This is a genomic window from Pseudomonas moorei, assembly GCF_008801475.1.
Lineage (GTDB): Bacteria > Pseudomonadota > Gammaproteobacteria > Pseudomonadales > Pseudomonadaceae > Aquipseudomonas > Aquipseudomonas moorei.
The window spans coordinates 128,919-154,178 of sequence record NZ_VZPP01000001.1 but is presented as its reverse complement, the minus strand read 5'-3'; the positions used below and the strand labels follow the sequence as shown (position 1 = coordinate 154,178).

Genomic DNA, 25,260 nt, shown 5'->3' with positions numbered 1-25,260 from the left:
TTCAGAGGCTGGCATCGACCATGCCGTGACGAACCGCCAACAGCGTCAACTCGACGTCACTGCTGATCGAAAGCTTTTCGAATATGCGGTAACGGTACGTATTCACGGTCTTCGGCGACAGGCACAGCTTGTCGGAGATGATCTGGACTTTCTGGCAACCGACAATCATCAGCGCGATCTGGATTTCACGCTCCGACAAGGCATCGAAGGGCGAGTCGTTGGTCGGTTGAAAGGATTTGATCGCCAACTGCTGGGCGATCTGCGGACTGATATAGCGCTGCCCGGCGAACACCAGGCGGATGGCCTGGACCATTTCCGGCAACCCGGCGCCCTTGGTCAGGTACCCGGCAGCACCGGCCTGCAGCAGCCGTGTAGGGAACGGATCTTCCTCGCACACGGTCACGGCTACGACTTTGATGTCCGGATGACTGCGCAACAATTTGCGAGTGGCTTCAAGACCGCCAATACCGGGCATTTTGACATCCATCAACACCACATCAGGTTTCAGCTCACGCGCCTTGAGCAGGGATTCCTCCCCCGATTCAGCCTGGCCGACTACTTGCAGGCCATCGATGTCAGCCAGCATTCGTGTAATGCCTGTACGAACGAGATCATGGTCATCGACTACTAGAACCCTAATCAAGCAGACACCTCGCGATATGGTCTTATTGGGTTGCCGACACCTTAGCAAAAAGCAACTGGCAGACCTAGCGCCAAGCGCTATATAAAAAGTTTCAATTCATCTTGAAAGGCCTGTGGCATGCGTGTTTCAGCGATGCGAACCATCGACATCGCGCTGCATTCTCAGGAAACATTCGTCCGTGCCCACCACGTGTAGGCCCTTTCTTTCATACAAAGTTCGCGCCGGATTACTTTCAAAGACCGTCAAGCGCAATGCCGGGCGTCGTTCCTGGCGAGCCATGGCAAATACCTGATCGATCACCCAGGAGCCAGCGCCCTGCCCCCGGTACGTTTCGAGAATGTGCAGTTCGCGAATGTACAGGGCCCTGGCATCCCGACTCAGGCTGACAAAACCCACTCGACTGTCGTCATGCATGATGATCCAGTTTTCACGCCCCGCCCAGGCGACATCGAACGCCTCGTCCTGCCATAACAAGTCGTGCCAAATGTAATAGCGCAGCATGTTCCTTCGGGTCAGGTCGCGGGCGAAATCGATATCACCCGCAGTCGCCGCGCACCATTCGAAGCCCATCAAGCCTCCATGACCGACACCACTTGTCCGTTCCAGCCGTCAGCGTCGCGACGTGCAACGACGATCAAGTCGCCAGTACCCGGTGCGGCAGCAATCAACGAACCGTTCGCCGACCAGATTGCGCTGCGCCCTGCGGATTCCCAACCTCCCGTGGCACCCCCATGGTTAGCCATCAGCACGACCATCGAATGGGTTTGCGCATAGCCTTTCAACAACCCCGTATCCGGGCCATAGCCCTTCTCCGTGATCAACACCCCGGCAGCGTAAACATCGGCACCCTTCTCTGCCGCCGCAGCGGCATGGGAGGCATGGGTGAAGTCTGCACACACCGCCAGGGCGACGGTATCGGCACCGACAAGCAGCGTCTCGCCGCCATATCCAGGTGCGAATGCGACCTCTTCTCCCAGGTGCAAATGCTGCTTGCTATAAACCCCCAGTGAACCGTCGGTGCCCATCACAAGCGCTCCGATCAATACCGGAGCAGTGTCCGACAGACGAATCGGCATCCCGACCACCGTCGTCACCCCGACTTCCTGCGCAAAATCACGCAGTGGTTGCAACGCGGCAGCGTCCGGCGCGAGCGCCAACTCACCCGCGAGCCCGCGCTCGTAACCGGTCAACGACAACTCCGGAAACACCAGCAATTGCACCCCTTGCTCGGCCGCCACCTTCATGAAGCGTTGATGCCGGGCGATGTTGCCCGCAAGGTCGCCAGCAATGGATGACGATTGCGCGGCAGCGATGATCAGAGGCGGCATGTTCCGTCCTTATGACGTGATGTTTTCGAGAGCGCAGAGTGTGTCACAACCTCCAGCGCGCTCAAGTGATAGAAAATGCCCTGAATCATCGATAGCAATTTCTGATTGAATCCTCGTGCCTGGCTCTAGTAAGCTCGGGCAATGCATCGGAGACACACCATGATCAACGCCCTCTCGCCGCTTAGTACCGTCAGCGCCCTGCGCTCGGTTGCGGCTGCCCGGGTGAACGACATGTGTGCTCCGGTCAGCTTTTATTTTGGGTATTGGTTTAGCCACTGGCGCGCCTGATACCCACACGGCGCCCACTTTAAACGGGTCGCCACCAGAGAATTCTCAACCCCCGGTCGGCCTCCCGACCGGGGGTTTTGTTTTTCTGGCCCGGAACAAACAGCCCCAAACACTTTTAGCGACACCCGACAACTTGAGGATCAACGCAATGAACTACGCCACTTATTACCGTTACGACAGCTTTACCGCCTGGCGATTTACCACCCTCCGCTCGGGACAGCCTGCCGCCTCCGATCGGTCACCCACAGGTGGCAAGCACACACACGTAGCCAATCCGGCCAACTGTCGAACACCCCAGTAGGGCCGAGTGCGCGGGAACAACCCGCCATCCGCCCAGGAAGCCTGAACATGAATTCGTCCGTCTCTACTCTGCCACTGTCTACCCTGAGTCCTGCCAATGAAGCGCTGACCCTGCGTCTGCCAAGCTCGTTGCAACTCAAACAGCAATTGCCCCTCACCAGCGCCCTGACCCAGCAAGTCGCAGCCCACCGCCAGGCGGTTCGGGCGATCCTCGACGGTGAAGACTCCCGTCTGCTGGTCATCGTCGGCCCCTGCTCGATCCATGATCCTGAGTCCGCGCTCGAATACGCCGGCAAACTGGCTCGACTCGCCGCCGACGTCAGCGACGAGATGCTCCTGGTGATGCGTGCCTACGTCGAAAAACCCCGGACCACCATCGGCTGGAAAGGCCTGGCCTATGATCCGCACCTGGACGGCAGCGACGACATGGCCGGCGGCCTGACCCTGTCTCGCCAACTGATGCGCGAAATGCTCCTCATGGGTTTACCGGTTGCCACCGAGTTGCTGCAGCCCATGGCTGCCGGTTACTTCGACGACCTGCTGAGCTGGGTGGCCATTGGCGCCCGCACCACGGAATCGCAGATCCATCGCGAAATGGCCAGCGGCCTGGGCATGCCGGTCGGTTTCAAGAACGGCACCGACGGCGGAGTCGGGGTCGCCAGCGACGCCATGCGCTCGGCAGCGCATCCGCATCGTCATTTCGGCGTCGATAGCCAGGGACACCCGGCGATCATCCAGACTCCGGGCAACGCGGACACTCACCTGGTATTGCGCGGCGGTCATGGCGGGCCGAACTACGACCGGGCCAGCGTCGCCAGGGTGCAGGCTGATTTGACCCGGCTGAAGATCCCGGCACGGATCATGGTCGACTGCAGCCATGCCAACAGTGCAAAAGATCCGCTGCGCCAACCGGCAGTGTTCAACGATGTACTTGAACAACGCCTGCAAGGTGATCGCTCGCTGATTGGCATGATGATCGAAAGTCATTTGTTCGAAGGCTGCCAGCCACTGAGCCCGTCGCTGAAATACGGCGTTTCAGTCACCGACGGTTGCCTGGGCTGGGATGGTACTGAAGAGCTGCTGCGTCAGGCAGCTGGACGCCTGCGCGTGAAGCGCGGCATTCAAGCAATGGCATGAATCTCGCCCGCCGACCAGTTTTCATTCGGGAACTGGTCGGCGGGGCGATTCGCTGCATCCACCGAAATCGCGACCTCCCTCGACGGCACGGAAAAACGACTGGCGACAGGTAGGTCATTTATTCAAACGCACTCGGCGCGGGTTGAATGGATGGCCGGACATTCCGATCCAGACCTCATCCACATCCGAACTCTCATACTGCTTCTATTCCGTTTTCATCAGGTTAGCGCGGCTTTTTCATACATCGCCGAGGCATTGGAGTGCTTTAGAGTGAGGCACCAATCACCTCCCTGAAAGGCTGAAATAAGGTATGAACATGCAACGGAATGCAGACACTCAATATCCTATCCTGCTGGTCCACGGGCTCTTCGGCTTCGAGCGAATCGGCACCTTCGAGCTCTTTCATGACATCAAGCAAGCGCTGCGCAATGCTGGCGCGAGGGTGTTCGTGCCGCACCTGTCGGCAACCCACAGCAACGAAACGCGGGGCGAGCAGTTGCTGTCGCAGATCGAACGGGTTCTGGAAGGGGCTGGCGCGAATAAAGTCAACCTGATCGGTCACAGTCAGGGCGCACTCGCCGCGCGCTACGCGGGAGCGGTTGCACCATACGCCGTGGCTTCGGTGACGTCGGTCAGTGGCCCCAACCATGGCTCGGAATTGGCCGACTACCTGCGCAAGGCATTAACGCCCGGACGTCTGCCGGAACAGGTGGCGGAGACGATCGTGAACCTGTTCGCAGACTTTCTCTCTTTAATCAGCGGCAATCGTCAGCTGCCGCAAAATGCCATTGCCGCTCTGAACGCCCTGACCACCGAAGGCGTGGGCGCCTTCAATGAAAAGTACCCCCAGGGGCTGCCGAGAACCTGGGGCGGCAAGGGGCGCGAACTGGTCAACGGCGTACGCTACTACTCCTGGAGCGGCATCCTTCAGGGAAACATCCTGGACGAGGGAGCCCATGCACTTGATCCGCTGCACGGTTTCTTGCGGGCCTTCTCTCAATATTTCACCACCGAAGCGGCGCAGAACGATGGCATGGTCGGCCGCTACAGCTCCCATCTGGGCACTGTCATCCGCTCCGACCATGCGCTGGACCATCTGGGCACGCTCCGCCAGCCCGCTGTTCAGATCGGCAAAAAAGTCGACCCCGTCGACCTCTATGTACAACACGCCGAACGTCTTAAAAAAGCCGGTCTCTGACCATCACACCGCCGTCCAGGCGACTCGAAGGGAACTTTGAGGAGAAATAGCCTACCGAATCCGGTAGGCTCAACACTTTTCCGAATATTGAAAGGAGCATTTTCCCATGGCTAAAGCCACTGCCCGTCATATCCTTGTTGCCAGCGAAGCCAAGTGCAACGAACTCAAGGCCCAAATCGAAGCTGGCGCAGACTTCGCCGAAGTTGCCAAAGCCAACTCCACCTGCCCTTCCAGCCGCCAGGGCGGTGACCTGGGTTCCTTCGGTCCAGGCCAGATGGTCAAGGAATTCGACACCGTGGTGTTCAGCGCACCGATCAACGTGGTGCAAGGTCCGGTCAAGACCCAGTTCGGCTACCACCTGCTGGAAGTGACCAGCCGTCAGGACTGATCGACACCCGAGCTCTGCGCGCAACGGCCCGCCTTTTGGTGGGCCGTTGCGTTTGCGACGCGTAACAGGCTGGCGAGGGACGCGCCTCTAGCGTACAAATTGTCGTTAACGACCACCCGGCTCTAAGGCTGACAATGCGACTGGCTTTCCCGACTTTAATATTCACTGCCGTGGCCTTGCTGTTGGGCGCCGCAGGCGTGAATGCCGCACCGCAACATGCGTTGACCGTCTATGGCGAACCGGCCAAATACCCTGCCGGCTTCAGCCATTTTGCCTACACCAACCCCCAAGCCCCCAAGGGTGGCACCATGCGTCGTTCGGCGATCGAAATCGGGCAATTCGATCATGTATTGCCGTACATCGACAAAGGCATAGGCGTCTCACAGATTGACGGCCTGATCTATTCGCCCCTGGCCCAGCGTTCGCTGGATGAACCCTACACCGTGTACGGCCTGGTGGCGCAACAGATGGAGCGCTCCGATGACGGTTTGTCCCTGCGCTTCTATCTGAACCCCAAGGCGTGCTTTGCCGATGGCAAGCCGATCACTGCCGAAGACGTGCGCTACACCTTCGATCTGCTGATGACCCAGGGCAGCCTGCGCTATCGCACCCAATTCGCAGACGTCAAGGGCGTTGAGGTCGAGGGGCCCTTGACCATTCGCTTCAACTTCAAAAACAACGAAAACCGCACGCTGCCGCTGGACATCGCGACCTTGCCGGTGTTTCCCGAGCATTGGTGGAAGACCCGCGACTTCGCCGGTGGCGGCGGTTACGAGGCACCACTGGGCAGCGGACCCTATCGAGTGAGCAAGGTCGACTCCGGCCGCAGTATCACCTTCGAGCGCAACCCTGACTGGTGGGGCAAGGACCTGCCCGTCAGCCGCGGCCTCTACAATTTCGATCATTTCAGCATCGAGTACTTCGGCGACACCGATGTCGCGCGCCAGGTGCTGCGCGGTGGTGCCTATGATTACAACCGCGAGTTTTCCGCCACCGGTTACTCCATCGGTTATGAAAGTCCGGCATTGAGCGACGGTCGCCTGCAAAAAGCACATCTGGCCACTGAAGCGCCGCAACCGAGCCAGGGCTTTGTGTTTAACCTGCAAAAGCCCATGTTCCAGGATCGCCGGGTGCGTCAGGCACTGGCCATGCTCTGGGATTTCGAATGGAGCAACCGGCAGATGATGCGCAACATGTACATCCGCCAGCAGAGTTTCTTTTCCAATACCATCCTCGCCGCCCGGCAACTGCCGGACGCCGGCGAACGGGCGATTCTCGAACCCCTGCGCGGGCAAGTGCCCGACGAAGTGTTCACCACCGTGTTCGAAGCGCCAAAAACCGATGGCAGTGGCGTGATCCGCGACAAGCAGCTGCAGGCCCTGGACCTGCTGGAACAGGCCGGCTGGAAACCGGATGGCGATCAATTGGTCAACGCTGACGGGGAGCCGCTGAGCTTCACCTTCCTGGTCAGCCAGAACGGCATGGACCGTTTGCTGCTGCCCTACAAGCGCACCCTGAAACAGATCGGCATCGACATGAACATCCGCCGCATCGACTCCTCGCAGTACGTCAATCGCCTGATGAGCCGCGACTACGACATGATCGTCACCGGCTACCCGGTCACCACCTCTCCGGGAGGCGAACTGCTCAACTATTTCGGCTCGGCGGCGGCCACCGACCCCGGTTCCAACAACTACATGGTCCTGAAGAACCCGGCCGTAGACACCCTGATCAGCGGGCTGATTCGCGCCAACACCCAGGCTGACATGTTGCGCTACGCCCATGCCCTGGACCGGGTGTTGCAGTGGAACTACTACTGGATTCCCAACTACTACCCGCCGGGCACCTCCACCGTGTGGTGGAATCGCTTTGGCATACCCGACGTGCAAGCGAGCAATGACGAAGCCATCGAGAGCTGGTGGGAAGTGAGCACCACGCCACTGACCAACCAGCAGATGACCGCCGAGCGCATTCGCCGTGGCAGACCCGGAGGACCACACTGATGTGGGCTTACATACTGCGGCGCCTGCTGCTGATCATTCCGACGCTGGTCATCATCCTTCTGGTCAACTTCGTGATCGTCCAGGCCGCGCCCGGCGGGCCGGTCGAACAGGCCATCGCCCACCTGCAAGGCATCGGCGGGGTCAGTGTCGGCGGTGGCGCCCGCGAAGCCTCCAGCGGCAGCTCGCGGGCCAGCCGCGGCCTCGATCCGCAACTGATCAAGGACATCGAAAAACAATACGGTTTCGACAAGCCGGCCCACGAACGCCTCTGGCTGATGCTCACCAGCTACGCGCGCCTGGACTTCGGCAAGAGCTTCTTCCGTGGCGCCACCGTCACCGACCTGATCCTGGAAAAAATGCCGGTGACCATCTCCCTCGGGCTCTGGGCGACGTTGATCACTTACCTGGTATCGATCCCGCTGGGCATCCGCAAGGCCGTGCACCACGGTAGCCATTTCGATATCTGGAGCAGCACTGCGATCATCATCGGCTACGCGATGCCGGCGTTCCTGTTCGCGATGTTCCTGATCGTGGTGTTCGCCGGGGGTACATCGCTGAACTGGTTCCCGGTGCGCGGGCTGGTCTCGGACAATTTCGAGTCGCTGTCGACCCTGGGCAAGGTCGTCGACTACTTCTGGCACCTCGTACTGCCGGTGACGTCACTGGTGATCGGTGGTTTCGCAACCCTGACGATCCTGACCAAAAACTCATTCCTCAACGAAATCACCCGACAGTACGTGGTCACCGCCCGCGCCAAGGGCTTGAGCGAGCGCCGCGTGCTGTACGGCCATGTGTTCCGCAATGCGATGCTGCTGGTGGTATCGGGGATTCCCCAGGCGTTTATCAGCGTGTTTTTTGCCGGTTCGCTGCTGATCGAAGTGATTTTCTCCCTCGACGGCCTGGGCCGCATGAGCTACGAAGCGGCGGTTTCGCGGGACTATCCGGTGGTGTTCGGATCGCTGTTCATCTTCACCTTGTTCGGCCTGCTGATAAAACTGGTGGGTGACCTGTGCTACACCCTGGTCGACCCGCGCATCGACTTCGCCGCGAGGAACGCCTGATGTTCAAGCTTTCGCCGTTGGGCCGTCGTCGCTTCGAACGCTTCAAGAAGAACCGTCGTGGCTGGTGGTCGCTGTGGCTGTTTGTCGGTCTGTTCATGTTGAGCCTGGGTGGCGAACTGATCGCCAACGACAAACCGTTGATCGTCAGTTACCAGGGCTCGTTGTACTTCCCGGCCCTCAAGCGCTACACCGAGCAGGAGTTCGGCGGGCAACTGCCGTTCCAGGCCGACTACCGCAGCGACTACGTGCAGAACCTTATCAAGAAGGACGGAGGCTGGCTGCTGTTCCCGCCCATTCCGTTCAGTGACGACACGCCGAACTATGACCTGAACAAACCGGCTCCGAGCCCGCCCACGAGCGTGAACTGGCTGGGCACTGACGACCAGGCGCGGGACGTATTGGCACGGGTTATTTTCGGCGCGCGGGTGTCGATTCTGTTTGCCTTGATGCTGACATTCGTCAGCGCGCTGATCGGCATCGCTGCCGGGGCCCTGCAAGGCTACTACGGCGGCTGGGTCGACCTCATGGGTCAGCGGCTGCTGGAGGTCTGGTCCGGGTTGCCGGTGCTATACCTGCTGATCATCCTGTCGGGCTTCGTCGAACCGAATTTCTGGTGGTTGCTGGGGATCATGGCGCTGTTTTCCTGGTTGGCGCTGGTGGACGTGGTGCGTGCCGAATTCCTGCGCGGGCGCAATCTTGAATACGTCAAGGCCGCCCGGGCGCTGGGGCTAAGCGATCGCAAGGTGATCGTGCGGCATATCCTGCCCAACGCCATGAACGCGACGTTGAGTTACCTGCCGTTCATTCTCACCGGCGCCATTTCCACCCTGACGGCGCTGGATTTCCTCGGCTTCGGCATGCCCGCGGGCAGCGCCTCCCTGGGCGAACTGATCGGTCAGGGCAAGCAGAACCTGCAAGCGCCATGGCTGGGGCTGACGGCGTTTTTCACCCTGGCGTTGATTCTTTCGTTACTGGTGTTCATTGGCGAAGCGCTGCGCGACGCCTTCGATCCCCGATCCTGATGCGGATATTGATATGACCAACCTGATCGAAATCCGTGACCTCAGCGTGGCCTTCAGCGGCCAGACTGTGGTGCGCAATCTGTGTCTGGACATCCGCCCCGGCGAATGCCTGGCGCTGGTGGGCGAGTCGGGCTCCGGCAAATCGGTAACCGCGCACTCGATCCTGCAATTGCTGCCCGAGGGCGGCACCGAAAGCCGTGGCAGCATCCGCTATCGAGGCCGTGAACTGCTCGGCGCCCCCTCCAGGGTGTTGCGCGAGTTGCGTGGTAACCGCATCGCGATGATTTTCCAGGAGCCGATGACCTCGCTCAATCCGCTGCACAGCATCGAAAAGCAGATCGGCGAAACCCTGCTGGTGCACAAGGGCCTGGCCGGCAAGGCGGCGCAAGCGCGGATTCTGGAGTTGCTGCATCTGGTCGGCATCCAGAAACCCAAGGAGCGGCTCAAGGCTTATCCCCATCAACTGTCCGGCGGCCAGCGTCAACGGGTGATGATCGCCATGGCCCTGGCCTGCGAACCGGAATTGCTGATTGCGGACGAACCCACCACGGCCCTGGATGTGACCGTGCAGCGCAAGATCCTGCTGCTGCTCAAATCCCTGCAACAACGCTTGGGCATGTCATTGCTGTTGATCAGTCACGACCTCAACCTGGTACGCAGCATCGCCCAGCGGGTGTGCGTGATGAAGGCCGGCGAAATCGTCGAGCAGGCGCCCTGCGAAACGCTCTTCACCGAACCGCAGCACCCTTACAGTTGCATCCTGCTCAATGCCGAGCCGGAAGGCGAAGCCCTGCCCCGGGACGAGCGCGAAAAGGTCCTGGAGGTGCAGGACCTGCGGGTGCAGTTTGCCGTCAGCGGCGGGTTGTTTCAGCGCAAGACTTACCTCAAGGCCGTGGACGGCATCAGCCTGAATGTCCAGCGCGGCAAAACCCTGGGCATCGTAGGCGAATCCGGTTCCGGCAAATCCACCCTCGGCCAGGCCATCCTGCGCCTGCTCGACTCCGAGGGCAGTATTCGCTTCCAGGGTCACGCATTGAATGGCTTGACGCAGAAACAGCTGCGGCCATGGCGCAAGAAAATGCAGGTGGTGTTCCAGGACCCCTTCGGCAGCCTCAGCCCACGGATGTCCGTGGCACAGATCATCAGTGAAGGCCTGGAAGTGCACAGCCAGTTGAGCGCCGACGAATGCGAAGCCGAAGTGATACGGGCACTGCAAGAAGTCGGCCTCGACCCGCAGAGCCGCCATCGCTATCCCCACGAGTTTTCCGGAGGCCAACGTCAACGCATTGCCATCGCCCGGGCACTGGTGCTGAAACCGGCGTTGATCCTGCTGGACGAACCGACCTCGGCCCTGGACCGCACCGTGCAAAAGCAAGTGGTGGCCCTGCTCCGCCAGCTTCAGGAAAAACATGGCCTGACCTATCTGTTCATCAGCCATGACCTGGCCGTGGTCCGCGCCCTGGCGCACGACATGATCGTGGTCAAGGACGGCAAGGTCGTCGAAAGCGGCGCCAGCCACGACGTTTTCGACTCGCCACAGCACCCGTATACCAAGGAGCTGTTGGCGGCGGCGCATACGGGGCAGGCATGATCCGGCGCATGTCGATAGACCGGTTCGCCGCCATCGCGGGCAAGCCCGCTCCCACAGAGTTTCTGTTACGTCCGAATTCAGCGGTAGCCTCATACCCTGTGGGAGCGGGCTTGCCCGCGATAGGGCCGGCACTGACAACACACCATCAGGATCTGCACCCATGAACACCACCGAAAGCCTCAAGGACTACCAGCGTGTACGGCTGCTGGCGATCCGCTCATTGTTCGAGATTATCGAGCAGTCGAGCGAGGGCACGGTGATTGTCGACCGCGACGCCAATATCGTGTGGATGAACGAGCGCTACGCCAAGCGTTTCGGCCTGCAGTCGGCGCAAAATGCGATCGGCAAGGCCTGCGAAAGCGTAATCCCCGGCAGCCTGTTACGCGAAGTGGTGCGCACCGGACGCCCGATTTTGCTCGACATGCAGGACACCCCCAAAGAACCGTTGGTGGTCATGCGTCTGCCGATTCAAGACGATGCCGGCGAGGTGATCGGCGCCATCGGCTTTGCCCTGTTCGACGAACTGCGCAGCCTGTCGCCCATGCTCAAGCGCTACATGAGCATGCAGGAAGAACTGGCATCGACGCGCTCACTGTTGCGAGCGCGGCAGACCAAATACAACTTCGCCCATTTCATCGGCACCAGCGCCGCCAGCCTGGAAGTCAAACGCCGCGCCCGCCGCAGCGCCAGTACCGATTCGCCGGTGTTGCTGCTCGGTGAAACCGGCACCGGTAAGGAATTGCTGGCGCAGGCAATCCACAATGCTTCGCCGCGCGCGCACAAGGCGTTTGTCAGCATCAACAGCGCCGCGATCCCCGAATCGCTGCTGGAAGCTGAATTCTTCGGCACCGCGCCCGGCGCCTTTACCGGCGCCGACCGCAAGGCACGTGCCGGCAAATTGCAGATCGCCCAGGGCGGGACGCTGTTTCTCGACGAGATCGGTGACATGCCCCTGCCGCTGCAAAGCAAACTGCTGCGGGTGCTGCAGGAAAAGGAATTCGAACCAGTAGGTTCCAACGACGTGATCCAGAGCGATGTGCGGGTGATTGCCGCGACTTCAACCGATCTGGAAGCCGCCATCAAGCGCGGCGAATTTCGCGCCGACTTGTATTACCGCCTCAACGTCCTGCCCATCCAGGTTCCGCCGCTGCGCGACCGCCTCGACGACCTGCCCGCCCTCAGCGAAGCGATCCTTGAGGAGCTACGCAGTCAACACGAACTCAACGGCGAGGCCTTGAATCTGTTGGGAGAGCACGCCTGGCCGGGGAATATCCGCGAACTGCGCAACGTGCTGGAACGGGCCGCATTGCTCAGTGACGACCTGCGGCTCACGGTGGCGGATATCCGCGCGGCAATCGGGACGTTTACACCCGTGCAGCGCATGGCGTTGGCACCAGTCGAACCGGTGGAGCATGAGACCTTCAGCGCTGCCCGGGCACGCTTTGATCGGGAATTGATTGAGACCACCCTGGCGCAATGCGGGGGCAAGGTAATTGAAGCGGCGGCGCGGCTGGGGCTAGGGCGATCTACGCTGTACAAGAAGATGCTGGCGTTGGGGATTGCGGAGTCTCCATAAAGAGACTCGCATCTCCATTATTAGACAAAACATCGCGAGCAAGCTCGCTCCCACAGGTTTATTGGATCGAAAGCAAGAATGCGATCAACTGTGGGAGCGAGCCTGCTCGCGATGAGGCCGATCCTGCAAACAAATGTCTCAATATAGAGACAAAAGTCCAGGCTCAGCTAAAAAAAATCTATATATCTCTTTATATTTCAGACACTTAAGCATCTGGCACACAATTCGCTATAGCGCTCTCCTACAAAAGATCCACCCTACAAAAATAACAACCCAGGAGACACACCATGAGTGTGATCATTGCCTTGGCAGCTCTCGCGCTGTTGATGCTGGCTGCTTACCGTGGCTACAGCGTTATCCTTTTTGCCCCGATCGCCGCCCTCGGCGCCGTTCTGCTCACCGACCCCTCTGCTGTCGCGCCCGCGTTCACCGGCGTGTTCATGGAGAAAATGGTCGGTTTCATCAAACTGTATTTCCCGGTGTTCCTGCTCGGTGCCGTGTTCGGCAAGCTGATCGAGTTGTCGGGTTTCTCGCGCTCGATCGTCGCCGCGGCCATTCGCTTGCTGGGCACTCGCCAGGCGATGCTGGTGATCGTGCTGGTTTGCGTCCTGCTCACTTACGGCGGCGTGTCCCTGTTTGTCGTGGTGTTCGCGGTCTACCCCTTTGCCGCTGAAATGTTCCGCCAGAGCAACATCCCCAAGCGCCTGATTCCAGCGACGATTGCCCTCGGCGCGTTCTCCTTCACCATGGACGCCCTGCCCGGCACCCCGCAGATCCAGAACATCATTCCCAGCACCTTTTTCAACACCACGGCCTGGGCCGCGCCCTGGCTGGGCTTGATCGGTACGATCTTCGTGTTCTGCGCCGGCATGCTGTTTCTGCAGCGCCAACGCAACAAGGCCCAGCGCGCCGGTGAAGGCTATGGCACCAAACTGCGCAACGAGCCGGAAACCGCCGCCGACATCAAGCTGCCCAACCCATGGATCGCCCTCTCGCCGCTGCTGGCCGTAGGCATCATGAACCTGCTGTTCACCCAGTGGATTCCACAGTGGTACGGCAAGACCCACAGCCTCGCGCTGCCGGGCATGGCGGCGCCTGTGACCACCGACATTGCCAAACTGACGGCGATCTGGGCGGTGCAGGCGGCGCTGCTGGTGGGCATCGTCATGGTGCTGGCGTTCGGCTTCCAGGCGATCCGCAGCAAACTCGCCGAAGGCAGTAAAAGCGCGGTCAGCGGTGCGTTGCTGGCGGCAATGAACACCGCGTCGGAATACGGCTTCGGTGCGGTCATTGCTTCGCTGCCGGGTTTTCTGGTCCTGGCTGACTGGCTCAAGAGCATTCCCAACCCGCTGGTCAACGAAGCGATCACCGTGACCCTGCTGGCCGGCATCACCGGTTCGGCATCGGGCGGCATGAGCATTGCGTTGGCGGCCATGTCCGAACAATTTATCGCCGCTGCCCACGCCGCCAACATCCCCCTGGAAGTGCTGCACCGCGTGGCCGCAATGGCCAGTGGCGGCATGGACACCCTGCCGCACAACGGTGCGGTGATCACCCTGCTGGCGGTCACCGGCCTGACCCACCGCGAGGCTTACAAAGATATTTTCTGTATTACGCTGATCAAGACCCTGGCGGTTTTCGTGGTGATCGGCACTTTCTACGCCACTGGCATTGTGTGAGGTATTCATGACGACTCTTTCGGGCAAGACCGCACTGGTTACCGGTTCCACCAGCGGCATTGGCCTGGGCATCGCCCTCAGCCTGGCCAAGGCCGGCGCCAACCTGATCCTCAACGGCTTCGGCGACGCCTCCCAGGTGATAGCCGAAGTGGCGCAGTACGGCGGCAAGGTCGGCCATCACCCGGCCGATGTCAGCGACCCGGCACAGATCGCCGAGATGATTGCCTATGCCGAACGGGAATTCGGTGGCATCGACATTCTGGTCAACAACGCCGGCATCCAGTATGTGGCGCCGGTGGAAGAGTTCCCCGTGGAGCGCTGGGATTCGATCATCGCGATCAACCTGTCGTCGGTGTTCCACAGCACTCGCCTGAGCCTGCCGGGCATGCGCGCCAAGGGCTGGGGCCGGGTGATCAACATTGCTTCGGTGCATGGCCTGGTCGGATCGGTGGGCAAAGCGGCTTATGTCGCGGCCAAGCACGGGGTCATCGGCTTGACCAAGGTGGTCGCCCTGGAAACCGCTACCAGCAACGTCACCTGCAATGCCATTTGTCCTGGCTGGGTGCTGACACCGCTGGTGCAGAAGCAGATCGATGACCGCGCCGCCACCGGGATTGATCCGCAACAGGCACAGCATGATCTTCTGGCCGAAAAGCAGCCATCGCTGGAGTTCGTGACGCCGCCGCAACTGGGGGAACTGGTGCTGTTCCTGTGCAGCGAAGCGGGCAGTCAGGTGCGCGGTGCGGCATGGAACATAGACGGTGGCTGGTTGGCGCAGTAAGGCACCGCTGCCCGTTGTGGCGAGGGAGCTCGCTCCCTCGTTACAAATGCCCGTTTGAATTCATGAATAAGAAGAGGCAAACCATGTCCGACATCCTCTGGCAACCGAGTGCCAAACGCATCGGCAAGACCCGCATCGAGGCCTTTCGACGCTTCATCAATCAGCGGCACCACCTGCACATCGATGACTACCCTGCCCTGCACCAATGGTCGATCGATCAACGCGCGGACTTCTGGCAGGCCATCGTCGACTTCTTCGATATCCGCTTCCATCAGCAACCCGACGCGGTGCTGGTTGAAGGCCCGAAAATGCCCGACGCCCAGTGGTTCCCCGGCGCCACCCTGAACTTCGCTGAACACCTGCTGCGCCGTCGCGACGATGCCGTGGCCGTCGTGGCCGTGGCAGAAAATGGTCAGCGCGAACACTTGACCTGGGGTGAGCTGGCCGAGCATGTCGCCGGCTTTCAAAACGGTCTGATCGCCGCCGGTGTCGGCCTCGGCGACCGGGTGGCCGCGTGCATGCCCAACACCTGGCAAACATTGGTGGCGATGCTCGCCACCACCAGCCTCGGGGCGATCTGGTCCTGCTCTTCGCCGGACTTCGGCACCCAAGGCGTGATCGACCGTTTCGGCCAGATCGAGCCGAAAGTGCTGGTCACCTGTGCCGGCTATCGCTACGCCGGCAAGGAGATCGACCAGACCGTCAAGGTCAACGAAATCCTCGAACGCCTGCCATCGCTGCAGCAGTTGATCGTAGTGCCCTACGCCCGGCCGCAGGCTCGCATCGAAGACTTCCGCACAGCCGCCAATGTGACGCTGTGGGACGATTTCTACGACCCCGGCGGCGAGCCGGATTTCGTCGCCGTGCCCTTCGCCCATCCGCTGTACATCCTCTATTCCAGCGGCACTACCGGCGTGCCCAAATGCATCATCCACAGCACTGGTGGCGTGCTGCTGCAACACGTGAAAGAGCACGGTTTGCACAGCGATCTCGGCCCCGGCGAACGCTTGTTTTACTACACCACTTGCGGCTGGATGATGTGGAACTGGCTGGTCTCGGCCCTGGCAGTCGGCAGTGCCGTGGTGCTGTACGACGGCTCACCGTTTCATCCCGATCCCGAACGCTTGATCGACCTGATCGATGACGAGCGCATCAGTGTTTTCGGCACCAGCCCCAAGTACCTCGCCACGCTGGAAGCCAACGGCGTCAAACCCCGGCAAAGCCATGACTTGAGCAGCCTGAAAACCCTGCTTTGCACCGGTTCCGCGCTATCGCCGCAGAGTTACGACTACGTCTACCGCGATTTCAAGGCTGACGTGTGCCTGGCGTCGATGTCGGGCGGCACTGATATCGTCTCCTGCTTTGTCAACGGCAACCCGTTGCAACCGGTGCGGCGCGGCGAGATGCAGGGCAAGAGCCTGGGCATGGCGGTTGAAGTGTGGAACGACGAAGGCCGACCGGTCATTGGCGAAAAAGGCGATTTGGTGTGCGTCCGACACTTCCCGGCGATGCCCATCGGCTTGTGGAACGACCCCGACGGCGAAAAGCTGCGGGCGTCGTATTTCAGCCAGTTCCCCGGCGTCTGGGCGCAAGGCGACTACGCCGAACAACTGCCCCACGGCGCGATGTTGATCCACGGCCGCTCCGACGCCGTGCTCAACCCCGGCGGCGTGCGTATCGGCACGGCGGAAATTTACCGCCAGGTGGAAAAAATTCCGCAAGTACTCGACAGCGTGGCCATCGGGCAGCAGTGGCAGGATGACGTGCGAGTGGTGCTGTTCGTGCGGCTGCGTGAAGGCGTCGAACTGAATGAAGCGCTTGAGCAACAGATTCGCCAGACCATCCGCGCCAATACCACGCCACGCCATGTACCGGCGAAGATTGTCGCGGTCACGGATATTCCGCGGACCATCAGCGGCAAAATCGTCGAATTGGCAGTGCGCAATGTGGTGCATGGGCAAAAGGTGAAGAACACCGATGCACTGGCCAATCCCGAGGCTTTGGCGCAATTCCGCGACCGCCCGGAGCTGCGGGATTAAAGTGCTCCAATAAGGCCTGCTCGCGAGGGCGGCGTGTCAATCAATGTCAAAGTTGAATGTGCCGCCCTCATCGCGGGCAAGCCCGCTCCCACAGGAATTGCTTGTCAGATGCAAAATGCGCATACAACCACTATCCCTGTAGGAGCGAGCCTGATCGCGATGGTTGTGAACGATAACGCGGGGAGCCTGATACTCCGCGGCGGTGTCCAGTTCATCGCGAGCAGGCTCGCTCCCACAGGGGATTGGCGGTGCATGCACATACCGCGCCCGCCACAAAACCTGTGTATGTGGATTGCCCGCGATAGCGTCGGTTCAGTCGACGTAGTCACCAGCTCCCCCAGCCATATTGGCCAGGCTCACCCCAACCGGCGAATGAGCGTTAGTCCACCAGTCCCCACTCACCCGTTGGTGCATCCAGACCTGTCGATCCCTCCGCATGCAACTTCAAGCGCAAGCGCAGGTTGTTCGCCGAATCCGCATGCTTCAACGCTTCGACCTGATCAATCGCACCCTCTGCGACCAACTCAAACAGCGCCCCGTCAAACGTCTGCATCCCCAGGCTCGTCGACTTTTCCATCACGCCCTTGAGCTCGGAAAACCGGTTACGCCGAATCAGATCGCCAATGGTTGGCGTGCCCAGCATCACCTCCACCGCCGCCCGCCGCTGCCCCTCCCGGGTGCGAACCAGGCGTTGGGATACGAACGCCTTGAGGTGGTTGCCCAGGTCATTGAGCAATTGCCCGCGGCGCTGCTCGGGAAAGAAGTTGATGATGCGATCCAGCGCCTGACTGGCGCTGTGGGCGTGCAGCGTGGAGAGCACCAGATGCCCGGAATCGGCAAACGCCAACGCGTGCTCCATGGTTTCGCGGTCGCGGATTTCGCCGATCAGCACCACGTCCGGCGCCTGGCGCAGGGTGTTTTTCAATGCGGCCTGAAAGCTGCGGGTGTCGACACCGACTTCGCGCTGGTTGATGATCGATTTTTTGTGCCGATGAAGGTACTCGATCGGGTCTTCGATGGTGACGATATGCCCATGATCGTGGCGATTGCGGTAGTCAATCAGTGCCGCCAGCGAGGTAGACTTGCCGGAGTCGGTGGCACCGACGAACAGCATCAAGCCCTGCTTGAGCATCACGGTTTCGAGCAGCACTGGTGGCAATTTGAGATCTTCGAAGCGTGGAATGTCGAGTTTGACATTACGCACCACCATCGACACATCGTTACGCTGTTTGAAGATATTGAGCCGAAAGCGTCCGATGTCCGGCAGGGAAATTACCAGGTTCATCTCCAGTTCCCGTTCGAACTCAAGTCGCTGTTCGGCGTCCATAATGGACGCGGCGATGGCCGCGAGTTCTCCGGGCCTGCACGGCTGATCCGCCAGCGAGGTGAGAACACCGTCGAACCGCGCACAGGGTGGTGCGCCCGTGGACAAGTAAAGGTCGGCGCCATTGCGGCTGGCCAGTTGTCTTAATAACGCGTCGATTTCCATGGCAAAACACACCTACGATGCATTCAATGAATAAAAATGACCCGAACCTCTGAGGCGCCGGGTCATCCAGCGTCTACCGCTCAGCCAGCTTAGTAGACGCCGTCACACCGACTTGAAGCAGGACACCTTGATGAACGCCTCACCAACCGGCAGCGATGCCCAGGCCCTGATTGCCAGACTGGACTGGGAAAGCAGCCCACTAGGCGCGGCCAGTACCTGGCCACAGAGCCTGAAAACCGCCGTGGACATCGTGATTCATTCACCGATGCCGATGCTGTTGCTCTGGGGGCCGCAGTTGACGCAAATCTACAACGACGGCTTCGCCCTGCTCGCAGGCAACAAGCACCCGTACGCTTTCGGACAGCCAACACACGATATCTGGCCAGAGTTAAAGGATTTTACCGACCCGATTTACCGAGCCGTCCTACAAGGACAGGTGCGGACCTACAGCGAACAACGCTTCACCCTGCAGCGCGATGGCAAGGATTCCGACTTCTGGCTCGACCTGACCTACAGCCCCATTCGCGACGAAAGCGCCGAGGTGGCCGGGATTCTGGTCACGGCCATCGAAACCAACGAGCGTCGACGCATCGCGCTTGAACTGGAACAGCGCTCGGCTGCCAGCCTCAAGGCCCAGCAAGAAACCGAGGAACGCCTGCAACTGGCCCTCGCCGCCACCGACGCGGTCGGCACCTGGGACTGGGACATCAGCGAGGACCGCTTCCTGGCCGACGCCCATTTCGCCCAATTACACGGCATCGACCCGGCCATGGCCAGCCAGCTGCCGATCACCGAGTATCTGCACGGCGTGCACCCGGAAGACCGTGCCTTGATCGCCCGCAGCATCAAACATTGCATCGCCCATGGCACCGAATACGCCGAGGAGTACCGCCTGCTGCAACCCAACGGCGAATTGCGTTGGGTATTTGCTCGCGGTCGTTGCTACAAGGACCACCATGGCCGGCCGATCCGTTTCCTGGGCGCGGCCCTGGACCTCACCGAACGCAAAAACACCGAGCAGGCCCTGCGCCAGAGCCAGACCGAGCTGCAACTGATCATCAACGCCATGCCGATCCTGATCAGCTACGTCGACCGCGAGGAACGCTTTCGCCTGAACAATGCCGCTTATCTGGACTGGTACGGTCTGACCCCTCAGGAACTCTATGGCCGCACCATTCGCGAGGTGCTGGGCGACGAGGCCTACGCCCTGCGCGCCGAGCACATCGCCGAGGCCCTGTCCGGCAGGTCCTGCTGTTTCAGCATCAACACGCCGCACCGTGATGGCAGCATCCGTCATGCACTGATGAACTATTTGCCGCGCCACGGTGCGGACGGCGCGGTAAACGGTTTTTACATCTTCGTGATCGACGAAACCGAGCGTAAACAGACTGAAGAAGCCCTGCGCAACCTCAATGAAACCCTCGAAGAGCGGGTCAGCGCCCGCACCCGGCAACTGGCCGAAGCCAATGAAAAACTGCTCAAAGAGATGTTCGAACGCGAGCGCGCCGAAGAAGCCCTGCGCCATGCCCAGAAGATGGAAGCAGTCGGCCAGCTCACCGGTGGCATCGCCCATGACTTCAACAACATGCTCACGGGGATCATCGGCAGCCTGGATCTGATGCAACGCTACATCGCCGACGGCCGTGCCGCCGAGATCGCCCGTTTCACCGAGGCCGCGGTGTCCTCGGCCAACCGCGCCGCCGCGCTGACCCATCGTCTGCTGGCGTTCTCCAGGCGTCAGTCGCTGGACCGCAAACCGCTGAACCCCAACGACCTGATTCACTCCCTGGAAGACCTGTTCAGCCGCACCAAGGGTGACCATATCGCGCTCAAACTGCGCCTGGCCAAAGACGCCTGGATGGTCAGCACTGACGTCAGCCAACTGGAAAACGCCCTGCTGAACCTGGTGATCAACGCCCGGGACGCCATGCCCGATGGCGGCGAGTTGTGCATTGAAACCGCGAACGTCCACCTCGACGGCAGCGACATCACCACCCTGGAACCGGTCAAGGCCGGGGATTACCTGATGATCGCCGTCAGCGACAACGGCACGGGCATGACCCCGAAGGTGCTGGCCAAGGCGTTCGATCCGTTTTTCACCACCAAACCCATCGGCCAGGGCACCGGGCTGGGCCTGTCGATGATTTATGGTTTCGCCCAGCAGTCCGGCGGCCATGTGACCCTGTTCAGCATGCCCGACCAGGGCACCAGCGTGCGCCTGTACCTGCCGCGCCTGCACGGCATGGAACCGCAAGACGTGTTATCGCCGGTCATCAGCGAGGCGCCCTCGGCGATTGCCGGTGAAACCGTGGTCCTGGTGGAGGACGACCCGGCCGTGCGCATGCTGGTGTTCGACCTGCTCAAGGAGCTGGGCTATCACGCCTACGAAGCCGAAGACGCGAAGAGCGCCCTGCCCTTGCTCGAGTCCGAACTGCGGGTCGATTTGCTGGTGACCGATGTCGGGTTGCCCGGCATGAATGGCCGGCAACTGGCGGAAATTGCCCGTCAGCACCGACCTGAACTCAAGGTGCTGTTCATGACCGGTTACGCGGAAAAAGCCGCCGAGCGTCAGGGTTTTCTTGAGGAAGGCATGGACATGGTGGCCAAACCGTTTTCGATTGATCTATTGGCCACCAAGATTCGCACGATGATCGGCCAACCCCACTGAGATAGGGCATAATCGCGCGCCCCGCTTCACCACCCACGCCACCACCGTTGCAAGGTACCCGCCCCATGAAAGCCCAAGCCCGCCATATTCTGGTGAAAACCTCGGAAGAAGCCGAGCAGCTCAAACAACGCATCGCCAAGGGCGAAGCCTTCGATGTGCTGGCCAAGAAGTATTCCACCTGCCCGTCCGGCAAGCGCGGCGGTGACCTGGGCGAAGTGCGGCCGGGGCAGATGGTCGGCGCCATCGATGCGGTGATTTTCAAGAAGCCGCTGCGGGTGGTGCACGGCCCGATCAAGAGCAAGTTCGGTTATCACCTGGTGCAGGTGTTTTACCGGGATTGATCGGTTGGCTGGTGGGCCTTTTCGCTGGCAAGCCAGCGCCTGCAGGTCCCGCTTCGTTCCTGTGGGAGCTGGCTTGCCAGCGAGCCGATTGCACAGCAAGCGGTCATCCACCTTCTACTTTGGAATAAGCGCCCCCGGCACCTGGATCACCCGACTCGCCAACCGGTGCCCCGCCTCGGCCGCTTCGACCGGGCTAGCGCCCTTGAGCCGCGCCGCCAGGTACGCCGCACTGAACGAATCCCCCGCCGCCGTGGTGTCCACTACTCGCTCGACTTTCTGCGCCGGCACTTCGAACGCCTCCCCCTCACACCGAATCAGGCACGCCTCGGCGCCACGCTTGAGCACCACTTCGGGCGTGCCGATCTGCTCATAGGCGTCAAACACCGCCGCGCAATCGGAGAAGTGGAACAGCGCCTGTTCGTCATCGACGGTCAACAACGCCAGATCGACATAAGGCAGCACGCTGCGGTAGGCCGCTCGCGCTTCCTCGACCGAGCCCCACAGCCGTGGCCGGTAGTTGTTGTCGAAGACGATTCGGGCGTCGCGCTGCCGGGCCTGGATCAGGGTTTCCAGCAATTTTTCCCGGCCCTTCACGCCCAGTACCGCCAGGGTAATGCCGCTGAAATACAGCACGTCATAGTCTAGAAGCGCCGCCAGGATCGGCGCGGCGGCCGGCGTAGTGAAGCAATCACGCACCGCAGCTTCATTGCGCCAATAGAGGAAACGACGCTCGCCAGCGGCGTCGGTCTGGATGCAATACAGCCCTGGTAAACGTCCGGGCAGGCGCTGGACCATGCCCAGGCCGATGTTTTCCTCGGCCCAGCTCCGGCACATGGCATCGCTGAAACTGTCATCGCCCAAAGCTGTGACGTAGTCCACCGTGCCAGCGCCGGCCAGTTCTCGGGACAGGTACACCGCAGTGTTCAAGGTATCGCCACCGAAGCTCTGTTGCAGGCTGCCATCTGCACGGTGTTGCAGCTCGATCATGCATTCGCCGATCAGGGCGATGCGCGGGGCGTGGGGACCCAGGGTGTTGAGGGTGTTCATGGTTGTGGGGGTCTCTGGTGTTCTTTGTTGTCTGGTCGGGCCTCTTCGCTGGCAGGCCAGCGAAGGGCTCTGCGCAGTCTCAAACCTTAGAAACAGGTTTCCATGGTTTCGATGACGTTCAATTGCTCATCCACCAGACACCCCGTGCGCCACTTGTCGAACGTCAGGCACGGGTGCGAAGTGCCGAATGAAATGATGTCGCCTACCCGCAACTCGACGCCCGGCGCCACGGTCATGAATGCATGCTGGTCCATCACCGCCGTCACCTTGCAGGCACTCACGTCGTCGCCTTTGGCGGGCAGCACGCCGGCCTTGTAACGCAGCAACGGCACCGGCAAACCGGCGTCGTAGGCCACGTCACGCTTGCCCAGGGCAATCACCGCGAAGCCCGGCTCCGGCAGCGACTGCACGTGCGCCCAGACTTCCAGCGCCGGGCGCAACCCTTCGTGCAGGTCGCTGCGGCGGTCGAGTACGCAGCATTGCGCCTCCTTGTAGATGCCATGGTCGTGGGCGACATAACTGCCAGGACGCAGCACGCTGAGGAAGCGCCCTGCAGCGTTCTGCGCTTCGAATTCCTCGGCGATCAGGTCATACCAGGCCGAGCCCGAAGCGGTGATGATCGGCTTGGCGATCGCGAATGCGCCGCTGTCCTGCAACTGCACCGCCAGGCGCACCAGGGAACCGGCGAACGCGCGAATGCCGCTGATGGCGTGATCACCATGAATCACCCCTTCATAGCCTTCGATCCCGGTCAGGGCCAGTGCCGGTTGCGCGGCGATGGCTTTCGCCAGGTCGATCACTTCCTGTTCGCTGCGGCAGCCGCAACGCCCGCCGACCACGCCGTACTCGATCATCACGTTCAGGCGCACACCGCGCGAGGCGAAATAGGCACCGAGGTCGGCAACGTTGTCCGGGTGATCGACCATGCAGTAGAAGTCGAACGTCGGATCGGCCAGCAGATCGGCGATCAGCGCCATGTTCGGTGTGCCGACCAGTTGGTTGGCCATCAGCACCCGACGCACACCATGGGCATAGGCGGCGCGGGTTTGCGTGGCGCTGGCCAGGGTAATGCCCCAGGCACCGGCGTCCAGCTGCCGACGAAACAGCGCCGGGGTCATGCTGGTCTTGCCGTGGGGCGCGAGCTCGGCGCCGCTGTTGCTGACGAAATCCTGCATCCAGCGAATGTTGTGCTCCAGCGCTTCACGATGCAGCACCAGCGCGGGCAGGCTGACGTCACGGACAAGACTGGCGCCCGTGCGGGCAAAACCCTTTTCCACGGCGGCGGTATTTTCGGCAGTAATCATGGTCGAACTCCTCACATTCGCGGCCGCAAGCAGCCGCTGTTATTCGTTGATACGACGGGCCAGGCTGTTGGCGCTTTCGATCAGCACCCGGCGGTAGTCGTCGTAATTTTTCTTGGCATCGGCCCGGGGGGCGACGATGCACAGGGTCGCGATGGCCACGCCGCCGGGGTCTTTGACCGGCGCGGCGAAGCAATGGGTAAAGGTGTCGGCGACGCTATCGAAGGAGAAAAAACCATCGATGCCGGCCTGACGGATCTCCTTGAGAAACTGCTCCAGCGGCAGGCGTTCACCATCGGGCAGGATGAAGTCGTCATGGTCGATCAGATCGATGATTTCCTGGTCGCTCAGGTGCGCCAGCAACAGGCGCCCGGACGCAGTCCAGGGGATCGGTGCGTTTTCGCCGATGTCCGAGGAGATACGGAAATGCCGCTCCCCCTCTTTCATCAACGCCACAGTGTATTTGCGCCCGTTGAGCAGGCACATCTGCGCGGTTTCATGGGTTTGGCTGACGATTTCCTGCAAGGCGTGATCGGCCTCGCGGGTCAGGTCGAAATGGCGCAGATGCGCCTGTCCGAGAAAGTACAGCTGGCGCCCGAGGTAAACGTGACCGTCCTTGCCCACCGGCTCCAGAATCCGTCGCTCCAGCAACGAGGCCACCAGTTCGTAGACCGTGGATTTGGGGCTGCCGATGCCACTGGCGATTTCATTCGGTCGCAGGGGCTGGCCGATCTCCTTGAGGAAATCGAGGATGTCGAACGCCCGGTCCAGACCGCGCGCCCGGCGTTTGATGGTGTCTTCGGTCATGTCAGTGGTTCCCATTCAAAGTGCCGGGAGTTTACCGAGAGTGCGGTAACGACTGTTAGGCCGTCTTCGCTGGCAAGCCAGCTCCCACAGGTGTTGATGGTGTATCTGCAATCTGTGCCAGCCTGCAGAGCCTGTGGGAGCGTGGCTTGCCCGCGATGGGCGCGACTCGATTCATGCCTTTTTCTTGTACGCGATGCAGTCGATCTCGACCTTGCAGTCGACCATCATGTTCGCCTGCACGCAGGCCCGGGCCGGGGCGTGTTCGGGTTTGAAGTACTCGGAGAAGACCTTGTTGAAACTGGTGAAATCCCGCGGGTCCTCCAGCCACACGCCAGCACGCACCACATCTTCCAGGCCATAACCGGCCTCTTGCAGAATCGCGATCAGGTTCTTCATGGTCTGGTGGGTCTGCTCGACGATGCCGCCGGTGATGATCTCGCCATCCACCGCCGGCACCTGCCCGGAAACGTGCAGCCAGCCATCGGCTTCAACGGCTCGGGCGAACGGGCGAGGCTGACCGCCAGCGGCGGTGCTGCCGGTGCCGTAACGAGTAATGCTCATGAGTGTTTCTCC

Annotated in this window: 22 protein-coding genes; 14 read left to right on the top strand and 8 right to left on the bottom strand. The window is 61.0% G+C overall.

Features of this window, described 5'->3' with window-relative positions; all coding sequences use genetic code 11:
* Window position 1: 1 nt before the first annotated feature.
* From gacA to F7R06_RS00650, 3 genes are all read right to left on the bottom strand, one after another.
* Window positions 2-643, bottom strand: a complete 642-nt coding sequence (gene gacA / locus F7R06_RS00660; RefSeq protein WP_008015884.1) for a response regulator transcription factor GacA — start codon at window positions 641-643, stop codon at window positions 2-4.
* 126 nt (window positions 644-769) lie between these two features.
* A complete protein-coding gene (locus F7R06_RS00655) occupies window positions 770-1,213 on the bottom strand; it encodes a GNAT family N-acetyltransferase (protein ID WP_090322641.1) in 444 nt (147 codons plus the stop codon).
* Window positions 1,213-1,971 carry a carbon-nitrogen hydrolase family protein gene (locus tag F7R06_RS00650; protein WP_090322644.1) on the bottom strand — a complete coding sequence of 253 codons (759 nt, stop codon included), beginning with the start codon at window positions 1,969-1,971 and terminating at the stop codon, window positions 1,213-1,215. The genes F7R06_RS00655 and F7R06_RS00650 overlap by 1 nt, the downstream gene beginning before the upstream one ends.
* 159 nt (window positions 1,972-2,130) lie before the next feature.
* Here F7R06_RS00650 and F7R06_RS31190 point away from each other — a divergent pair, with 159 nt between their 5' ends.
* The 12 genes from F7R06_RS31190 (at window position 2,131) to F7R06_RS00595 (ending at window position 17,034) form a co-directional block, all read left to right on the top strand.
* On the top strand, window positions 2,131-2,259 hold the full coding sequence (locus tag F7R06_RS31190) for a hypothetical protein (RefSeq protein WP_281198270.1): 129 nt from the start codon (window positions 2,131-2,133) through the stop codon (window positions 2,257-2,259).
* Between the two features lie 348 nt (window positions 2,260-2,607).
* Window positions 2,608-3,696, top strand: a complete 1,089-nt coding sequence (locus tag F7R06_RS00645; protein ID WP_090322645.1) for a 3-deoxy-7-phosphoheptulonate synthase — start codon at window positions 2,608-2,610, stop codon at window positions 3,694-3,696.
* Window positions 3,697-4,012: 316 nt separating this feature from the next.
* Complete coding sequence (locus F7R06_RS00640) at window positions 4,013-4,894, top strand: esterase/lipase family protein (protein ID WP_090327359.1); 882 nt, start codon at window positions 4,013-4,015, stop codon at window positions 4,892-4,894.
* Window positions 4,895-5,000: 106 nt separating this feature from the next.
* Entirely contained in the window at window positions 5,001-5,282 is a 282-nt protein-coding gene (locus tag F7R06_RS00635) for a peptidylprolyl isomerase (protein ID WP_007984657.1), read from the top strand.
* A gap of 134 nt (window positions 5,283-5,416) precedes the next feature.
* Window positions 5,417-7,285 carry an extracellular solute-binding protein gene (locus F7R06_RS00630; RefSeq protein WP_090322648.1) on the top strand — a complete coding sequence of 623 codons (1,869 nt, stop codon included), beginning with the start codon at window positions 5,417-5,419 and terminating at the stop codon, window positions 7,283-7,285.
* Window positions 7,285-8,346, top strand: a complete 1,062-nt coding sequence (locus F7R06_RS00625; protein WP_090322651.1) for a microcin C ABC transporter permease YejB — start codon at window positions 7,285-7,287, stop codon at window positions 8,344-8,346. The genes F7R06_RS00630 and F7R06_RS00625 overlap by 1 nt, the downstream gene beginning before the upstream one ends.
* Window positions 8,346-9,368 carry an ABC transporter permease gene (locus F7R06_RS00620; protein WP_090322654.1) on the top strand — a complete coding sequence of 341 codons (1,023 nt, stop codon included), beginning with the start codon at window positions 8,346-8,348 and terminating at the stop codon, window positions 9,366-9,368. Before F7R06_RS00625 ends, F7R06_RS00620 begins: the two co-directional genes overlap by 1 nt.
* Before the next feature lie 13 nt (window positions 9,369-9,381).
* Window positions 9,382-10,959, top strand: a complete 1,578-nt coding sequence (locus tag F7R06_RS00615) for an ABC transporter ATP-binding protein (RefSeq protein ID WP_090322656.1) — start codon at window positions 9,382-9,384, stop codon at window positions 10,957-10,959.
* 160 nt (window positions 10,960-11,119) lie between these two features.
* Entirely contained in the window at window positions 11,120-12,535 is a 1,416-nt protein-coding gene (locus tag F7R06_RS00610) for a sigma-54 interaction domain-containing protein (RefSeq protein WP_090322658.1), read from the top strand.
* A gap of 287 nt (window positions 12,536-12,822) precedes the next feature.
* Window positions 12,823-14,214 (top strand): GntP family permease, encoded by a 1,392-nt coding sequence (locus F7R06_RS00605; RefSeq protein WP_090322660.1) that lies wholly within the window; start codon window positions 12,823-12,825, stop codon window positions 14,212-14,214.
* Window positions 14,215-14,221: 7 nt separating this feature from the next.
* Window positions 14,222-14,995 (top strand): 3-hydroxybutyrate dehydrogenase, encoded by a 774-nt coding sequence (gene hbdH / locus F7R06_RS00600; protein WP_090322663.1) that lies wholly within the window; start codon window positions 14,222-14,224, stop codon window positions 14,993-14,995.
* Between the two features lie 83 nt (window positions 14,996-15,078).
* Window positions 15,079-17,034 carry an acetoacetate--CoA ligase gene (locus F7R06_RS00595; RefSeq protein WP_090322666.1) on the top strand — a complete coding sequence of 652 codons (1,956 nt, stop codon included), beginning with the start codon at window positions 15,079-15,081 and terminating at the stop codon, window positions 17,032-17,034.
* A 379-nt stretch (window positions 17,035-17,413) separates the two neighbouring features.
* Here F7R06_RS00595 and F7R06_RS00585 read toward each other — a convergent pair whose 3' ends face one another.
* Entirely contained in the window at window positions 17,414-18,523 is a 1,110-nt protein-coding gene (locus F7R06_RS00585; RefSeq protein ID WP_090322669.1) for a PilT/PilU family type 4a pilus ATPase, read from the bottom strand.
* Window positions 18,524-18,653: 130 nt separating this feature from the next.
* Between F7R06_RS00585 and F7R06_RS00580 the strand changes: the two genes are divergently transcribed.
* Both F7R06_RS00580 and F7R06_RS00575 read left to right on the top strand, forming a co-directional pair.
* A complete protein-coding gene (locus F7R06_RS00580) occupies window positions 18,654-21,191 on the top strand; it encodes a hybrid sensor histidine kinase/response regulator (protein WP_090322672.1) in 2,538 nt (845 codons plus the stop codon).
* Between the two features lie 65 nt (window positions 21,192-21,256).
* Window positions 21,257-21,532 (top strand): peptidylprolyl isomerase, encoded by a 276-nt coding sequence (locus F7R06_RS00575; RefSeq protein ID WP_007933743.1) that lies wholly within the window; start codon window positions 21,257-21,259, stop codon window positions 21,530-21,532.
* Between the two features lie 114 nt (window positions 21,533-21,646).
* Here the strand turns inward: F7R06_RS00575 and F7R06_RS00570 are convergent, their stop codons facing one another.
* From F7R06_RS00570 to F7R06_RS00555, 4 genes are all read right to left on the bottom strand, one after another.
* A complete protein-coding gene (locus F7R06_RS00570) occupies window positions 21,647-22,579 on the bottom strand; it encodes a sugar kinase (protein ID WP_090322675.1) in 933 nt (310 codons plus the stop codon).
* 86 nt (window positions 22,580-22,665) lie between these two features.
* Window positions 22,666-23,883, bottom strand: coding sequence for an amino acid deaminase (locus F7R06_RS00565; protein WP_090322677.1), 1,218 nt, complete (start codon window positions 23,881-23,883; stop codon window positions 22,666-22,668).
* A gap of 39 nt (window positions 23,884-23,922) precedes the next feature.
* Complete coding sequence (locus F7R06_RS00560; RefSeq protein ID WP_090322683.1) at window positions 23,923-24,687, bottom strand: IclR family transcriptional regulator; 765 nt, start codon at window positions 24,685-24,687, stop codon at window positions 23,923-23,925.
* Between the two features lie 171 nt (window positions 24,688-24,858).
* The gene (locus tag F7R06_RS00555; protein WP_047529738.1) at window positions 24,859-25,248 is read right to left on the bottom strand and encodes a RidA family protein; all 390 of its coding nucleotides are present in this window, start codon (window positions 25,246-25,248) and stop codon (window positions 24,859-24,861) included.
* Window positions 25,249-25,260 lie beyond the last annotated feature (12 nt).

Coding starts and splice junctions, on each gene's coding strand:
- F7R06_RS00655 (WP_090322641.1), bottom strand. CDS start 1,213: ATGGGCTTCGAATGGTGCGCGGCGACTGCGGGTGATATCGATTTCGCC.
- F7R06_RS00650 (WP_090322644.1), bottom strand. CDS start 1,971: ATGCCGCCTCTGATCATCGCTGCCGCGCAATCGTCATCCATTGCTGGC.
- F7R06_RS31190 (WP_281198270.1), top strand. CDS start 2,131: ATGATCAACGCCCTCTCGCCGCTTAGTACCGTCAGCGCCCTGCGCTCG.
- F7R06_RS00645 (WP_090322645.1), top strand. CDS start 2,608: ATGAATTCGTCCGTCTCTACTCTGCCACTGTCTACCCTGAGTCCTGCC.
- F7R06_RS00640 (WP_090327359.1), top strand. CDS start 4,013: ATGCAACGGAATGCAGACACTCAATATCCTATCCTGCTGGTCCACGGG.
- F7R06_RS00635 (WP_007984657.1), top strand. CDS start 5,001: ATGGCTAAAGCCACTGCCCGTCATATCCTTGTTGCCAGCGAAGCCAAG.
- F7R06_RS00630 (WP_090322648.1), top strand. CDS start 5,417: ATGCGACTGGCTTTCCCGACTTTAATATTCACTGCCGTGGCCTTGCTG.
- F7R06_RS00625 (WP_090322651.1), top strand. CDS start 7,285: ATGTGGGCTTACATACTGCGGCGCCTGCTGCTGATCATTCCGACGCTG.
- F7R06_RS00620 (WP_090322654.1), top strand. CDS start 8,346: ATGTTCAAGCTTTCGCCGTTGGGCCGTCGTCGCTTCGAACGCTTCAAG.
- F7R06_RS00615 (WP_090322656.1), top strand. CDS start 9,382: ATGACCAACCTGATCGAAATCCGTGACCTCAGCGTGGCCTTCAGCGGC.
- F7R06_RS00610 (WP_090322658.1), top strand. CDS start 11,120: ATGAACACCACCGAAAGCCTCAAGGACTACCAGCGTGTACGGCTGCTG.
- F7R06_RS00605 (WP_090322660.1), top strand. CDS start 12,823: ATGAGTGTGATCATTGCCTTGGCAGCTCTCGCGCTGTTGATGCTGGCT.
- hbdH (WP_090322663.1), top strand. CDS start 14,222: ATGACGACTCTTTCGGGCAAGACCGCACTGGTTACCGGTTCCACCAGC.
- F7R06_RS00595 (WP_090322666.1), top strand. CDS start 15,079: ATGTCCGACATCCTCTGGCAACCGAGTGCCAAACGCATCGGCAAGACC.
- F7R06_RS00585 (WP_090322669.1), bottom strand. CDS start 18,523: ATGGAAATCGACGCGTTATTAAGACAACTGGCCAGCCGCAATGGCGCC.
- F7R06_RS00580 (WP_090322672.1), top strand. CDS start 18,654: ATGAACGCCTCACCAACCGGCAGCGATGCCCAGGCCCTGATTGCCAGA.
- F7R06_RS00575 (WP_007933743.1), top strand. CDS start 21,257: ATGAAAGCCCAAGCCCGCCATATTCTGGTGAAAACCTCGGAAGAAGCC.
- F7R06_RS00570 (WP_090322675.1), bottom strand. CDS start 22,579: ATGAACACCCTCAACACCCTGGGTCCCCACGCCCCGCGCATCGCCCTG.
- F7R06_RS00565 (WP_090322677.1), bottom strand. CDS start 23,883: ATGATTACTGCCGAAAATACCGCCGCCGTGGAAAAGGGTTTTGCCCGC.
- F7R06_RS00560 (WP_090322683.1), bottom strand. CDS start 24,687: ATGACCGAAGACACCATCAAACGCCGGGCGCGCGGTCTGGACCGGGCG.
- F7R06_RS00555 (WP_047529738.1), bottom strand. CDS start 25,248: ATGAGCATTACTCGTTACGGCACCGGCAGCACCGCCGCTGGCGGTCAG.